Consider the following 15,040-nt stretch of genomic DNA (forward strand, 5'->3'; position numbering starts at 1 on the left):
ATCTCGCGAGCCGGTTTTGAGCAGTTCCGCTTGCAAAAGAAAAATCGTAGCGCTATTATTGAGCCAAGAAATAGCGATGGGCACGGGATGAGGTGCCATCTGCGGGAGGTTGAAATGGCGGGAGTGAGCCTGCGGGCGCTGGACAAGAGTTATGGCGCCCTTCGGATCGTTAAGGGTATCGACCTGGAGATCGCCGACGGCGAGTTCGTCGTCTTCGTTGGCCCCTCCGGCTGCGGCAAATCCACCACTTTGCGCATGGTGGCCGGCTTGGAATCGATCACCGCCGGCGAAGTCAGGATCGGCGACCGTGTCGTCAACCGGTTGGCGCCACGCGAGCGCGATATCGCCATGGTGTTTCAGGATTATGCGCTCTATCCGCACAAGACAGTGCGCGAGAATATGGGCTTCAGCCTGAAGGTGCGCGGCATCAATGCCGGTGAAGCTGCTGTGCGGGTCGACGAGGCTGCCAACATGCTTGGCATTGCCCACCTGCTCGACCGCCGGCCTGGTCAACTCTCCGGCGGCCAGCGCCAGCGAGTCGCCATGGGCCGCGCGATCGTCCGCCGTCCGCAGGTGTTTCTCTTCGATGAGCCGCTCTCCAATCTGGATGCGAAATTGCGCGGCCAAGTCCGGACCGAAATCAAGAAGCTGCACCAGGCGATCGGCACGACGATCATCTACGTCACCCATGACCAAGTCGAGGCCATGACGCTCGCCGACCGGATTGTCATCCTGCGTGGTGGCGAGATCGAGCAGGTGGGAACACCGGACGAGGTCTATAACCGCCCGGCAAGCGTTTTTGTCGGCGGTTTTGTCGGATCACCCGCGATGAATTTTGCGAGAGCCAAGGCGGATCGCGACAATCTGGTCTTCGCAAACGGCGACCGGTTGCCCCTGTCGGCGATCCGTGCCGCCGGTCATGCCGGGACCGTCGACGGGCGCGAGTTCATCCTCGGAATCCGCCCGGAACACTTCAGCGCCAATGCATCCGACGTTGCCCTGACTTGTCACGTTCAGGTCGTCGAGCCGCTCGGCTCCGATACGCTCGTTCATTTCGCCGTCGGCAACGAGACCTTGACGGCTCGGATGCCGCCGGAAACGCGCGTGAAGGCGGGCGAAACGCTGCAGATCGGTGTCGATCCGACAAAAATCCATCTCTTTGACGCCGCAACAGAACGCGCCGTCCATTGACGAGCCCGCGCGGGGAGGATGCCAACACCGCGCCACCACAAACCAAACGGGAGGAAATCATGACTTTTTCGAAATTAACCGCGTTTCCGAAATTCGCCGGTGCATTGCTCTGTGGCACGATGCTGGCCTTCGCGATGCCGGCTTCGGCCGAGACGGCGCTGAACATCTACATCTCCAGCCAGCACCAGCCGGACGTCTGGCGCAAGGCGCTCGACAAGTACGAAGCCGCCAATCCGGATGTGAAGGTCAAGATCGAGACCGGCGGCAATACGTCCGAAGCCCAGGCGCAGTATCTCAACACCGTGATGTCGGCCAAGGATACCTCGCTCGACGTCTTGATCCTCGACGTCATTCGCCCGGCGCAGTTTGCCGCTGCCGGCTGGACCAGTGATTTCGCGGATAAGGACATGTCGTCCTACCTGCCGGCCTATGCGGGCGCCAACACCGTCGATGGCAAGGTGATCGCCTTGCCGGCCTTCGCGGATTCGCAGTTCCTCTACTATCGCAAGGATCTTCTGGAGAAATATGGCATCGCGCCGCCCAAGACATGGGACGAACTGAAGGTTGCGGCCAAGAAAATTGCCGAAGGCGAAGGAAATGCCAATCTCCAGGGCCTGTCGTTCCAGGGCAAGGCGATCGAGGGCGCCGTCTGCACCTTCCTTTTGCCGTATTGGAGCCAGGGCAAGGTGCTGACCGACAACGGTCGTCTGACCTTCGATCGCGACGCGGCGATCAAGTCGCTCAGCCTCTGGAAGAGCTTTGCCGACGAGGGCGTCTCCAAGAAGAATATCGCCGAAGTCGGCACCGACGACACGCGCAAGGAGTTCCAGGCTGGCAACGTGATCTTTGCCGTCAACTGGTCCTATGCCTGGGCGCAGGCTCAGGGCAAGGAATCGGCCGTTGCTGGCAAGGTCGGCGTCGCTCGTCTACCGGCCATGACCGGCGGCGAGCAGGCGACCTGCCTCGGCGGCTGGGAGTGGGGTGTGTCGGCCTATTCCGAACATCAGGACGAGGCGAAGAAGCTGGTTGAATACCTGTCCTCGCAAGACGTTTCGAAGTTCATGGCCATCAACGGCTCGCTCCTACCGACCTATGCCGGCCTCTACCAGGACGCTGAAGTGACGAAGAGCGCGCCATGGTTTGCAGATGCGCTGCAGGTGGTCGAGACAGCCAAGCCGCGTCCAGTGACGCCGCGCTACAACGAAGTGAGCGAAGTCATCCGCACGACCGTCAACGCCGTTCTTGCCGGTGTAACGACGCCGGAAGATGGCGCCGATCAGATCGAGGCACGCTTGAAGCGCATTCTGCGGTGAGGAGCCCTTAAGCTCTTGCTTAATCCCCTCCCTGTCGTCCGGGGAGGGGAGACTTTCTCAAGGAGTGGAACGAGCGACCTTTCGCTTGCGAGGCAAAGGCCTGCCATCCAACCCTCTCAATGTTTCGGAACGAAGCCATGGCGACGACAACCACATTCAAAGCGACAGACGCACAGGAAGCCCAACCTGCCAATTGGACGCGCTGGCTTGACCTCAGCGACCGTTCGCTGGCCGGGCTGCTCTTGGCGCCGGCCGCAATTCTCCTGGCGCTGATCATCGGCTACCCGGTCTGCCGGCTCGCCTATACCAGCGTTTTCAATCTGTCTCTGACCTCGGGCCTGCCGGCCGAGTTTGTCGGGCTGGATAACTACCGGCTGATGATCGACGACCCGGTTTTCTGGGAAACCACCTGGAACACAGTATTGATCACGTTGATCACGGTTCCGGGCGCGCTTTTGGTTGGGCTTGGTCTGGCCCTGATGGCGAACCTACCTTTTGCAATGCAATGGCCGGTCCGTCTGTCGCTGCTCATTCCCTGGGCACTTCCTTTGTCTTTCGCCGGCCTGATCTTCGCGTGGTTTTTCCATTCGGAATATGGTGTCGTCAACGATGTGCTGAACCGTCTCGGCTTCGAGGGCATCATCTGGTTCAATTCGCCGAACTGGGCCTTCGCCGCCATCTGCCTGACCATCATCTGGAAGACCTCGTCCTTCATGGCGCTGATCATTCTCGCAGGCCTGCAGACCATTCCGCGCTCGCTCTTTGAAGCTGCGGATGTCGATGGCGCCGGGCCCCTGCGCCAATTCTTCGAAATTACACTGCCGTTGTTGAAGCCCTCGATCGTCGTGGCGCTGATCTTCCGGACGATCACTGCGCTGCAGACCTTCGATATCCCTTACATGATGACCGGCGGCGGGCCCGGCACTTCCACCGCGACGCTTGCGATGTACATCCATCAGAACACCGTTTCCTTCCTCGATCTCGGCTATGGGTCGGCACTCGCCGTCGTCATGTTCGCACTCTCCATGTGCGTGACGGCCGTCTATCTGCGCATGATCCGGACCAAGGAGTAATCGTCATGAGTATCGCCACCGCCTCCGGTTCGACCTCCTTCCTGTCCGGCAGGTCGCTTCGCTTCATTGCGGCGGCCATCCTGCTCGTCAACGGCATGTTCCCGGCGCTCTGGATCCTCTTCACTTCGCTGAAGACGGAAGCCGAGCTGACGGTTAAGCCCATTACTTGGATCCCGCATGCGCCGACCGTGCAGAACTATGTGCAGGCTTTTTCTGACCAGCCGCTGCACGTCTTCCTGTTCAATAGCTTCATGGTGGCCCTGCTTTCCACTGCGCTGACCCTGCTCGTCTCGGTGCTGGCGGCCTATGCGCTGGCCCGGCTCAACCTCGCTTATCGCGGGCTGATCCTGTCGCTGATCATTGCTGTCTCGACCTTCCCGCTCGTGACGTTGCTGGTACCGTTGTTCGAGATCATGCGAACGCTCAATCTCCTGAACAGCTGGACGGCGCTGATCCTGCCCTACACGGTGCTCAGCCTCCCGGTCTGTACTTTGATGCTGGTGTCCTTCTTCGAAGGTATCCCCCGCGATCTGGAAAATGCCGCGATGATCGACGGCTGCACGCGCATGGGCGCACTATTCAAAGTGGTGGTGCCGCTCTGCGCGCCCGGTGTATTCACCGCCGGCATCCTTGCTTTCGTCAACGCATGGGATGAATTCCTGCTGGCGCTGTCGTTCAACTCCAATCCGTCGCTGCGCACGCTGCCGGTCGGGATCCAGCTTTATCAGGGCGAGTTCGCCTTCCCCTGGCCGGTGATCTCCGCAGCGCTGGTCGTCGGCATCGTACCGGTGGCCATCCTGATCGTCATCTTCCAGGAGCGCGTTGTCTCCGGCTTGACCGCGGGCGGCATCAAGGGATGAGCGACGTGAAGAAGAGACGCGAGCTTTCGGAACTGCGCAGCCAGCGCTGGTTCGCCTCCGACGACATGCGCGGCTTTGCCCACCGGCAGCGCACGCAGCAGATGGGCATGCGCCGCGACGAGTTCATGGGCCGGCCGGTGATCGGCATCATCAACACCTGGAGCGAGATGAGTCCGTGCCATGCCCACTTGCGCGACCGGGCTGAGGCGGTGAAACGCGGCGTCTGGCAAGCGGGCGGCTATCCTGTCGAAATGCCGGCCCTGTCGGTCGGCGAGGTGATGGTGAAACCGACGACGATGCTCTACCGCAATTTCCTGGCGATGGAGTGCGAAGAGCTTTTACGCTCGCATCCGGTTGATGGCGCGGTGCTTCTCGGCGGCTGCGACAAGTCCACGCCGGCGCTCCTGATGGGCGCGATCTCCATGGATGTTCCGGTGATTTATTGCCCGGCCGGGCCGATGTCGAACGGACAGTGGCGCGGCATGAAGACCGGGGCAGGGACGCATACCAAGAAATATTGGGACGAACTTCGCGCTGGCAATATCACGCAGGATGACTGGGTCGATCTTGAAAGCCGGATGACCCGCTCCGTCGGCACCTGCAACACGATCGGCACGGCGTCGACCATGACCTCGATCGTCGATGCGATGGGGCTGACCTTGCCCGGCGCGTCCTCGATCCCGGCGACCGATTCTGGCCATCCGCGCATGGCATCTGCCTGCGGCGTGCGCATCGTCGATATGGTCTGGGAGGACCTGAAACCTTCCGACATCCTCGACAAGGCGAGTTTCCTTAACGGCCTCGTTGCATATATGGCGCTCGGCGGCTCCACCAATGCGGCCGTTCATCTGGTCGCGATGGCGCGCCGCGCCGATATCGATCTGTCGCTGGACGACATGGCAGCGATGGCCGGCAAGGTGCCGGTCGCAGCCAATGTCTTTCCATCGGGCGAATACCTGATGGAGGATTTTTACTTCGCCGGCGGCCTCCTGGCGCTGCTGAACAAATTTTCCCGTCACCTCGACCTCGCCCGGCCGACGGTCAACGGCCAGACGCTCGGCGAAAACATCGCCGGCGCGGACTGCTGGAACGACGATGTCATTCGCGGCGAGGACAATCCGGTGGTGCCGCTGTCGCGCGGCAAGACGCTGGAGGTGCTGCGCGGCAATCTGGCGCCGAACGGTGCCGTGATGAAATCCTCTGCGGCCAATCCGAAATTCCTCAAGCATGTTGGCCCGGCCATCGTCTTTGACAATCCTGGCGTCATGAACAAAACGCTCGACGATCCCGATCTGGATATCACCGAGGATACGGTGATCGTGCTGCGCAACGCCGGTCCGGTCGGCGCGCCGGGCATGCCGGAATGGGGCAATCTGCCGATCCCCAAGAAGCTTCTGAAGCAAGGCGTGCGCGACATGGTGCGTATCTGCGATGGTCGCATGAGCGGCACGCATTACGGCACCTGCATCCTGCACGTCTCTCCCGAGGCGGCCATCGGCGGACCGCTGGCGCTGCTCAAGACCGGCGACCTGATCGAACTCGACGTGACGGCCGGGACGATCAACATGAAGGTCGACGAGGCGGAAATCGCCCGCCGGCGCGCGGAGTGGAAACCCGCCCCGCCGGTCTACCAGCGGTCCTTCGCGGCGCTTTACCAGCAGCATGTCAGCCAGGCCGATCAGGGCTGCGATTTCGATTTCTTGAGCGGAACGGCCGTCGTGCCCGATCCCGCGATCTATTGAGGAGACGACCATGAGCCTGACCAACCATTTCAAGGCATGGCTTGCCGAAAAGGACCGGGCAGCCCCGCTTGGCACCTGGCTGATGGCAGCGGCACCCGCCACTGCCGAGGCGCTCGGTTATACCGGCTTCGATTTCCTCGTCGTCGATATGGAACATGTGCCGGTCGAGGTCTCCGATGTGGCGGGCATCCTGCGCGCCATCTGCTGTACGCCGGCCGAGGCCGTAGTACGCCTTGCGTGGAACGACCAGGTGCTGGTCAAGCGCGTGCTCGATGCCGGTGCGCGCACCGTGATGCTGCCATTCGTCCAGACCGCCGAGGAGGCGCGCGCGGCTGCGTCCTACACCCGTTATCCGCCGCAGGGCATTCGTGGTGTCGCCGCGGTTCATCGCGGCTCGAAATTCGGCACGATCCCGGACTACCTGAAGCGGGCGAACGGTGAGGTCTGCACCATCGTCCAACTCGAAACGCCGGAGGCGATCGAGCGCCTGCCAGAGATCGCTGCGGTCGACGGCATCGACGCGCTGTTCGTCGGGCCTGGTGATCTGTCGGCTGCGATGGGCCACATCGGCAATATCGCCCATCCCGAAGTTCAGGCGCTGATCAAGAAGGCGGCGAAGGATGCGCATGCGGCCGGCAAGCCGGTCGGCATCGTCGGTCCTAATCCGGACATGGTGACGCGCTTCCTCGGATACGGCTACGATTTCGCAGCGATCGCTTCCGACATCGCCATGATGACCGGTCGCGCCAATGACTGGCTCGCCGTGCTGAAGGGGCAGACGGCTCCTGTTGCCGCGCCTGCCGCTGCTTATTGAGGATCGCATCCGTGCAAACCGGCTTCGACCTCGTTCTCGATGCAAAGGCCTCGCTCGGCGAATGCCCCCTGTGGTCTGTTGCCGAGCAGGCGCTCTATTTCGTCGATATCAAGCGCTGCCGCATCCATCGTTTAGATCCGCAGACGGGCGGCTTGAAGACCCTCGAACTCTCCGAGGAAGTCGGCTGCATCGGCCTTGCCGCAGGTGGCGGCTTCATCGCAGGCTTGCGTTCCGGAATTTGGTTGATCGATTCGGATGGCAATCCCGTTCGCAAGCTGGCCGACAACCCGGAGGATCAGACGATCAGCCGCTTCAACGACGGCATGGTCGATCCCGCAGGCCGGTTCATTGCTGGCACAGTCGATGAAAGCCGCGAAAAGGGCGTTGCAGGTCTCTATCGCTATGACTGCAACGGTCTTGCGCAACTGGCGAACGGTCTTCTGACCTCGAACGGCGTCGCCTTTTCGCCGGACGGCCGGCGGCTTTATCACGCGGACACGCTACGCTACACGCTCTATACCTACGACTACGCGCCGGAAACCGGCACCGCATCCAGCCGCCAGGTCTTTGCCCGGTTCGGCAGCGAGACGCATAGGGGGCGCCCCGATGGCGGCGCGGTCGACGTCGACGGTTGCTACTGGACGGCATTGTTCGAAGGCGGGCGGGTCCAGCGCTACAGTCCCGATGGCACGCTGCTGGCCGAATACCTGGTTCCCGTCAAATGCCCGACGATGGTCGCCTTCGGCGGCGCGGACATGCGCACGCTCTATTGCACTAGCGCCAGCGTCGGCCGTTCGGACGCCGAGCTTGCAGCGTTCCCTCTCTCGGGCGGCCTTTTCGCCATGCGGACCGACGTCGCGGGGCTGCAAAAACCTCTTTTCAATCCGGAAGCCTGATCCATGTCCTCTCCCTATAACACCGTCCGCTATGCATCTCTCGAAGGTCGCGCCGTCCTGATCACCGGTGGCGCCTCGGGGATCGGCGCGGAAATGGTCAAGGCCTTTGCGGCGCAGCGCGCGTGCGTCTGGTTTATCGATATCGACGCCGTTGAAGGGGCAAAGGTTGCCGCCGAGACGGGTTCGGTCTTTTCCGCCTGCGATATCACCGACATTCCGGCGTTGCGGGCTGCCATCGCCGATATAGAGCAAGATTCAGGTGGAATCGATACCCTCGTCAACAATGCAGGCAAGGACGATCGCCATGCTATGAGCGACGTCGAGCCGGAAAGCTGGCGGCGGGCGCTGTCGCTCAATCTCGATCATCAGTTCTTCGCAACCCAGGCCGTCAGCCCGCGCATGTCAGAGAAGGGGGCGGGTTCGATTATCATGATGGGCTCGATTTCCTGGATGCGCGGTCGTCCCGGCATGGTCGGCTACACCACCGCCAAGGCGGCCATCAACGGCATCACCAAGACGCTCGCCCGTGAGCTTGGCCCCTCCGGCATCAGGGTCAACTGCATCGTGCCCGGCGCGATCGTCACAGAACGGCAATCGAAACTCTGGACGTCGCCGGAACAGAACCAACAATTCATCGACCTGCAGGCGCTGAAATTCCGGCTGGATGCAAGCCACGTGGCGCGTATGGCGCTGTTCCTGGCCTCCGACGAAAGTGGCGGCTGCACAGGCGGCAACTTCATCATCGATGCCGGGCTGACGCAGAACTGAACGTGCAAGATCCGAAAGATATCCCATGAACCTCGAACAGACAGAAACCGGCTTCATCCTCTCCTTCCGGGGCCGGACGATCCTTGACCATAGTGCAACCATGCCAGCGATCTTTGCCGGACATGGTGAAGAGCGCATGGACATGTATCGCGGCAATTTTGAAATCGAGGACTATGTGATCGAGCGTCGTGCGCTTGCGCATGCGGAGATCGACGGAAACCAAGTATTTTTATCGGATGGAGCGGGCCGGCCGGCGCGCCTTGTCCTGAACATCGATGAACGCGCCATCGGCTTTAAGGCGCTCGACGCGTCCCTGAACCGCCTCTGGATCCGTGTCTCGGCAGAGCCTGACGAGCACGTCTGGGGTGGCGGCGAACAGATGTCCTATTTCGACCTGCGCGGCCGCCGGTTTCCCTTGTGGACCTCGGAGCCGGGCGTCGGCCGCGACAGGAACAGCGAGATCACCTTTAGGTCGAACGTTAACGATCGAGCCGGCGGCGATTATTTCAACACCAACTACCCACAACCGACCTATGTTTCCTCGGCGCGCTACGCGCTGCATGTCGAAACGACGGCCTATTCCGTCTTCGATTTCCGCCGCAGGACCTTTCACGAGATCGAGGTCTGGGCAATCCCGGAGCGGATCGAGCTTTTCGCCGCGCCGACCTTCGTCGAACTGGTTGAGGTGCTGTCGGATCGCTTCGGGCGTCAGCCGCCGCTTCCCGACTGGGTCTACAACGGCGCGATCATCGGCCTGAAGGACGGTGAAAATTCTTTTGCGCGGCTTCAGTCGATGCGCGATGCCGGTGTCGAGGTTTCCGCTCTATGGTGCGAGGACTGGGTGGGGCTGCGCCAGACCTGCTTCGGCGCGCGTCTCTTCTGGGACTGGCAAGCAAACGAGGCCCGCTACCCAGGTCTTCGACAACGGATCGCCGAATTAAACGGTGACGGCATCCGCTTCCTGGGTTACGTGAACCCCTACCTCTGCGCCGATGGCCCTTTGTTTGAAATCGCGGAAGCGGAGGGCTACTTCGCCACGGATGAAAGCGGCAAAACGGCGTTGGTCGATTTTGGCGAATTCGACTGCGGCGTCGTCGATTTCACCAATCCGGCCGCGGCCGAATGGTTTGCCGAGGACATCATCGGCAAGAAGATGCTGGACTATGGGCTTTCGGGATGGATGGCTGACTTCGGCGAATACCTGCCGGTCGACGTGCACCTCGCAAACGGCATCGATGCCAAGTTGATGCACAACCAGTGGCCGACGCTTTGGGCGGAAGTCAATGCGAAGGCGGTTGCCAGCCGCGGCCAGACCGGCGAGGCGCTGTTTTTCATGCGCGCCGGCTTCACCGGCGTCCAGAAACATTGTCCGCTGCTGTGGGGCGGCGATCAGTCGGTGGATTTCTCCCGTCACGACGGGCTCGTCACCGTCATCTGCGCGGCCCTGTCTTCCGGCCTCCTCGGCAATGCCTATCACCACTCGGATATCGGCGGCTATACCAGCCTCTTTGGCAATGTCCGCACGCCGGAGCTTTTGATGCGCTGGGCCGAGATGGCGGCGTTTACGCCGGTCATGCGCAGCCACGAGGGAAATCGCCCGCGCGAAAACGTGCAGATCGATCAGGATCCGCAGGTGCTGTCGCACTTTGCCCGGATGACGCGGATCTACACGCATCTTGCGCCCTATCTCAAATCCCTGTCCGATGAGGCGGTTGCGCGGGGCCTGCCGGTGCAGCGGCCGCTCTTCCTGCATCATCAGGACGATCGCGAGACCTATGCAATCCAGGACAGCTACCTCTACGGCGCCGATATGCTGGTCGCGCCGGTCTGGGAAGCAGCGCAGGCGGATCGTGTCGTCTATCTGCCGCGGGGCGAACGCTGGGTTCACGCCTGGACGGGCGAAATCTTTGCGGGCGGCGAAAAGCTGCGGATTGCCGCGCCGCTCGGACAGCCGCCCGTCTTCTACCGGGCCGGTTGCGCCGATGAAGCGCTGTTTGCCGGTCTTCGGGGTCTGTGACGGTGAGCGCTGCCGGTCTTGCGGGGCTTCTGGTGCTGGCGGGCGTTGCCGCCTACATGCAGACCCTGACCGGTTTCGCCCTCGGCCTCATCATGATGGGCGGCATCGGGCTTTCCGGGCTGATACCGCTGCCGGATGCTGCCGTGCTCGTCGGCTGCATGGTGCTCGTCAATGCCGCGCAGGTTCTCGCACGCGGCTGGCGCGACATTGCCTGGGCCGAATTCTGGCCGGTCGTCATCTCCAGCCTTGCCGCTCTTGCTGCCGGATACTGGCTGCTGGGCGTGATGGTTTCGGCATCGATCGACTGGCTGAAGCTTGTACTCGGCATCGTTATCATCGCTTCGAGCCTGCAGCTTGCGCTGAAACCTCAGCCGCTGGCTGTGCGGTCGTCAAGCGCTTCCTTCGCGGTTTTCGGCGTGATTGCGGGCCTGATGGGTGGCTTGTTTTCCACCGCCGGCCCGCCGCTGGTCTATCATCTCTACCGGCAGCCTTTGCCGGCGGTCAGTATCCGCGAAACGCTGGTGGCGGTGTTTGCCGTCAATGCCGTCATCCGGCTGGCTATGGTCGCGGCTGGCGGCGAGGTGCCCCGTGGCGGTTTCTGGTGGGGGCTGCTCTGCATTCCGGTCGTGATGATCATGACCTTCGTTGCCAAACGGTGGCCGCCGCCCTTGTCTGCCCCGTCGATCCGCCGCCTGGCCTTTGGCCTGCTTCTCATGTCCGGCCTGTCGCTGGCCGTTCCCGCCCTTTTGAAGATCATAGGAGATCACGCATCATGACCGAGCGCCGCACGCTTGCCCTCAAGGACCCCGCCCTTCTCACCGACAAGGCTTTCGTCGCCGGCGCGTGGATCACCGCACCCGACGGCAAGTCATTTGCCGTGACGGACCCCTTCGACGGGGCGCTGATCGCCCATGTGCCGGATCTCGGCCAGGCGGTCGTCGCCCGGGCGATCGATGCGGCCGCGGACGCGCAGAAGCTCTGGGCAAGGCGCACGGCCAAGGAGCGGGCGCAGGTGCTCAAGCGCTGGTACGAGATCATCGTCGAAAACGCCGATGATCTGGCGCTGATCCTGACGACCGAGCAGGGCAAGCCTCTGGCGGAGGCGAGAGGCGAGGTCGTCTCCAACGCGGCCTATCTCGAATGGTTCGCGGAAGAGGCAAAGCGCATCGATGGCGACATCATTCCCGGCCCCAATGCCGGTCAACGCATCATGGTGCTGAAGCAACCGGTTGGCGTCTGCGCGGCAATCACGCCATGGAATTTCCCGAATGGCATGATCACCCGCAAGGCAGGCCCGGCACTCGCGGCCGGCTGCAGCATGATCCTAAAGCCGGCTTCGCAGACGCCGCTGTCGGCGCTGGCGCTCGCCGTGCTTGCCGAGCGCGCCGGCGTGCCGAAGGGCGTGTTTTCGGTGGTGACCGGCGAGGCGAAGCCGATCGGTATCGAGTTCTGCCGCAATCCGAAGGTCGCAAAGATTACTTTCACCGGTTCCACCGGCGTCGGACGCTGGCTGATGAAGGAAGCGGCCGACGGCATCAAGCGCCTGTCGCTGGAACTGGGCGGTAACGCGCCCTTCATCGTTTTCGACGATGCGGATCTGGACGCTGCCGTCGAAGGCGCGATGATTTCCAAATTCCGCAATGCCGGCCAGACCTGCGTGTGCGCCAACCGCATCTATGTGCAGGAGAGCGTCGCCGCAGTATTCACCGAAAAGCTACTTGCGAAGGTTTCGGGTCTTTCGCTCGGCCGCGGTACAGACGCCAGCGTCAGCCAAGGGCCGCTGATCGATGAGAAGGCCGTGGCGAAGATGGAAGAGCATGTCGCCGATGTGGTCGCAAAAGGCGGGACTGTTCTCTTGGGCGGCAAACGCAGCGCGCTCGGCGGCACTTTCTTCGAGCCGACGGTCGTGACCGGCGTGACGCAGGCGATGAAGGTGGCCAAGGAAGAAACCTTTGCGCCGTTGGCACCGATCATTTCGTTCAAGGACGAGAACGACGTCATCGCCATGGCCAATGATAGTGAATTCGGTCTCGCCTCCTATTTCTATGCCAAGGACATGGCCCGCATCTGGCGCGTTGCGGAAGCACTCGAAGCCGGCATGGTCGGGGTCAATACCGGCATGATCGCCAACGAGATGGCGCCCTTCGGCGGCGTCAAGCAATCCGGCATGGGGCGGGAGGGCTCGAAGTACGGGATCGAAGGGTTCCTTGAACTGAAATACGTGGCTCTTGGGGGAGTGTAATTGTCGCCACCAAGGGCTTCGCCTCATGCGGCGAAACCGCCAAGTCGTGAACCGATTGCCGTTCTATTCGCTGCGAGTGCCGGACGAGACCGTTGCAACTTCGGCACGCTCGGCTTTGCGAAAGGCGATCTGGCCGCCTCGCCGCGTGGGCCGCCGACGGACCGGCCGAAAGTTGGGCGCCGTCTCGATCAGATGTTTGGCTGTCGTTTGGCACTTAAACGCAAGAAAACGGGTGTTTCGAATGTTTTTGGCAGATAATTTGAGATTCCTGACGAAGAGAAACTTAAATTAAGTGCAACTACGAAGACGTTAGCGATTGGCTTGCGGGTCCGCGATGTCTTTGAAAATGCTGCCAAAGCCATGATTGTTTTCGCCCGGAGGTCATTGGAAATGGATCGCTCATTGCAAAAATACCGTCGATTCTGTCGACGACCAATTCTCACATTAAGTGGCAAAGTCCGCATGAGAATCTCACGTTAACTGTCAAGTCTCAAATTAAGTGCCACGCTATCTTGTTGAAATCTTTGAATTGAGAGTCTTACGATTAACTGGAAAACGACACCTGGTCACGGTCCTCTTCGCGGTTGAGACCAAGGGCCAGGTCCTAGAGGAACTTTCGCCGTGACAACCTGAAACGTCAGCAATCAAAAAGACTTACGGGTCAAAGGCTCGGCTTAAGATCGCCCGGGCCTTGATCTTCGTACTCCTTGGTGGGCGAACTCCGGCGGTCAAGCCGAGGGACATTCATTCCTGACCAGGATATCGACGCTCTGAAATTCAAAGCCGGAATACTAAAAAATCCAGCGCGATTGGTCTTTGATGGGGGAATTGGTAGTGCGACCGATTCTCGCATACAGCAGTTCCTCCTTACAAAAGTATACTGTCAGAGGCCGCAGTTGTACCGGGTATGGATCAGATAGAGTTTTCTAAAGTCGCGGGCATTATTCGTCACGAAGGTGAAATCTCCCGCAACGATCCGAGGCATCAAATCCCAATCGCCCTCGCCGCTTAAACCCAGCCAATTCACATGGAAGCAATCGTGGCCGTGATCTTGAGCCACGGCCACGAGCGACGTGTGCAGGCATTCATCGATGAGGAATTTCACGAAGCCTTGCTCGAGGGTTTTCGTGTGCTAGCAACGCCGAGAGGCAAACGGTTTACCGACTTCACCTTCAGGCCCTGTTCTGACAGCTTGCGAGGCCGCCCACTGGCAGGATGGGCGGCGACCCAGATTTCGGCGAGATCCACCATGCCGGATAGCCCTCAACGAGCTCGTCGGTGGTAGCGCCTTGCTGTTTCATCGCAGCGATTGTTCGCACTGGTATGCGGGTGAAGTCCTGTGTTCCAGCTCAATCATTGCAGCGGGTCGGATCTTTTAAAAGAACAGGTCTCAGCGATCCTCCGCTTTGCGCCATGCCTCGTACTTTGGCAGGTATTCATCCTTAGTCCTGGGGTAAAGACCTATAATTGGATCGCCGGCATTTACCTGATCCAGCACGAAGTCTTCATAGCTCTCCATCTCCGTGCATTCCTCGGCGATCTCGTCCGCGAGATGCGCGGGGATCACCATGACCCCGTCACCGTCGCCGAGCATCACGTCGCCGGGAAAGACCGGGGCATCGCCGCAGGAAATCGGCACGTTGATGTCGAGCGCCTCATGCAGCGTCAGGTTGGTCGGTGCCGACGGCCGCTGGTGATAGGCCGGCATTTCCAGCCGGCCGATGCCCTCGGCATCTCGGAAGCCGCCGTCGGAGACGACGCCGGCACAGCCGCGCACGGCCAGCCGAGTGACGAGGATGGAGCCGGCGGACGCTGCCCGCGCGTCCTTGCGGCTGTCCATCACCAGCACATGGCCGGCCGGGCAGGTCTCCACCGCCACCCGCTGTGGATGGTCGGCATTGCGGAAGACAGTGATTGCATTGCGGTCCTCGCGCGCCGGAATATAGCGCAGCGTAAAGGCCTGGCCCACCATGTTGACACCTTTCCAGGAGACGGGATGGACATTCTGGATGAACTGGTTGCGCAGGCCGCGCTTGTAGAGGGCTGTAGCCACCGAAGCTGTGGAGACCTTCATAAGCTTTTCGCGCGTGGCATCGGACAATACGTAGTCGGACATGAAATGCT

At 61.2% G+C, this 15,040-nt stretch carries 12 protein-coding genes and 2 pseudogenes; 11 read left to right on the top strand and 3 right to left on the bottom strand.

The genetic code is table 11. The features are described from left to right. Window positions 1–114 precede the first annotated feature (114 nt). From ACZ9BX_RS26685 to ACZ9BX_RS26735, 11 genes are all read left to right on the top strand, one after another. Window positions 115–1,191 carry an ABC transporter ATP-binding protein gene (locus ACZ9BX_RS26685; RefSeq protein WP_476221150.1) on the top strand — a complete coding sequence of 359 codons (1,077 nt, stop codon included), beginning with the start codon at window positions 115–117 and terminating at the stop codon, window positions 1,189–1,191. 59 nt (window positions 1,192–1,250) lie between these two features. Then, a complete protein-coding gene (locus ACZ9BX_RS26690) occupies window positions 1,251–2,504 on the top strand; it encodes an ABC transporter substrate-binding protein (RefSeq protein ID WP_087001191.1) in 1,254 nt (417 codons plus the stop codon). Between the two features lie 137 nt (window positions 2,505–2,641). Further along, window positions 2,642–3,577 carry a carbohydrate ABC transporter permease gene (locus ACZ9BX_RS26695; protein WP_476221151.1) on the top strand — a complete coding sequence of 312 codons (936 nt, stop codon included), beginning with the start codon at window positions 2,642–2,644 and terminating at the stop codon, window positions 3,575–3,577. A 5-nt stretch (window positions 3,578–3,582) separates the two neighbouring features. Continuing rightward, window positions 3,583–4,437: a carbohydrate ABC transporter permease gene (locus ACZ9BX_RS26700; protein WP_476221153.1), complete on the top strand. Its 855-nt coding sequence runs from the start codon at window positions 3,583–3,585 to the stop codon at window positions 4,435–4,437. Continuing rightward, on the top strand, window positions 4,434–6,179 hold the full coding sequence (gene araD, locus ACZ9BX_RS26705; RefSeq protein ID WP_476221155.1) for an L-arabinonate dehydratase: 1,746 nt from the start codon (window positions 4,434–4,436) through the stop codon (window positions 6,177–6,179). Before ACZ9BX_RS26700 ends, araD begins: the two co-directional genes overlap by 4 nt. Window positions 6,180–6,189: 10 nt before the next feature. Then, window positions 6,190–6,993, top strand: coding sequence for an HpcH/HpaI aldolase family protein (locus tag ACZ9BX_RS26710; RefSeq protein ID WP_476221156.1), 804 nt, complete (start codon window positions 6,190–6,192; stop codon window positions 6,991–6,993). A gap of 11 nt (window positions 6,994–7,004) precedes the next feature. Beyond that, the gene (locus ACZ9BX_RS26715) at window positions 7,005–7,889 is read left to right on the top strand and encodes an SMP-30/gluconolactonase/LRE family protein (protein WP_476221157.1); all 885 of its coding nucleotides are present in this window, start codon (window positions 7,005–7,007) and stop codon (window positions 7,887–7,889) included. A 3-nt stretch (window positions 7,890–7,892) separates the two neighbouring features. Further along, window positions 7,893–8,657 (top strand): SDR family NAD(P)-dependent oxidoreductase, encoded by a 765-nt coding sequence (locus ACZ9BX_RS26720; RefSeq protein WP_476221158.1) that lies wholly within the window; start codon window positions 7,893–7,895, stop codon window positions 8,655–8,657. 25 nt (window positions 8,658–8,682) lie between these two features. Then, complete coding sequence (locus tag ACZ9BX_RS26725) at window positions 8,683–10,674, top strand: alpha-glucosidase (RefSeq protein ID WP_476221159.1); 1,992 nt, start codon at window positions 8,683–8,685, stop codon at window positions 10,672–10,674. Between the two features lie 2 nt (window positions 10,675–10,676). After that, a complete protein-coding gene (locus tag ACZ9BX_RS26730; protein ID WP_476221161.1) occupies window positions 10,677–11,450 on the top strand; it encodes a TSUP family transporter in 774 nt (257 codons plus the stop codon). After that, on the top strand, window positions 11,447–12,916 hold the full coding sequence (locus ACZ9BX_RS26735; protein ID WP_476221163.1) for an NAD-dependent succinate-semialdehyde dehydrogenase: 1,470 nt from the start codon (window positions 11,447–11,449) through the stop codon (window positions 12,914–12,916). Before ACZ9BX_RS26730 ends, ACZ9BX_RS26735 begins: the two co-directional genes overlap by 4 nt. Before the next feature lie 916 nt (window positions 12,917–13,832). Here the strand turns inward: ACZ9BX_RS26735 and ACZ9BX_RS26740 are convergent. From ACZ9BX_RS26740 to ACZ9BX_RS26750, 3 genes and pseudogenes are all read right to left on the bottom strand, one after another. Beyond that, window positions 13,833–14,021: pseudogene (locus tag ACZ9BX_RS26740) on the bottom strand (DUF5615 family PIN-like protein); the annotation flags it as partial. Beyond that, window positions 14,018–14,247: pseudogene (locus ACZ9BX_RS26745) on the bottom strand (DUF433 domain-containing protein); the annotation flags it as partial. The pseudogenes ACZ9BX_RS26740 and ACZ9BX_RS26745, both read right to left, overlap by 4 nt. Window positions 14,248–14,306: 59 nt before the next feature. After that, complete coding sequence (locus tag ACZ9BX_RS26750) at window positions 14,307–15,032, bottom strand: ribonuclease activity regulator RraA (protein WP_132568518.1); 726 nt, start codon at window positions 15,030–15,032, stop codon at window positions 14,307–14,309. Window positions 15,033–15,040: the final 8 nt, after the last annotated feature.

The sequence above is a fragment of the Rhizobium sp. USDA 3886 genome, from assembly GCF_056279785.1.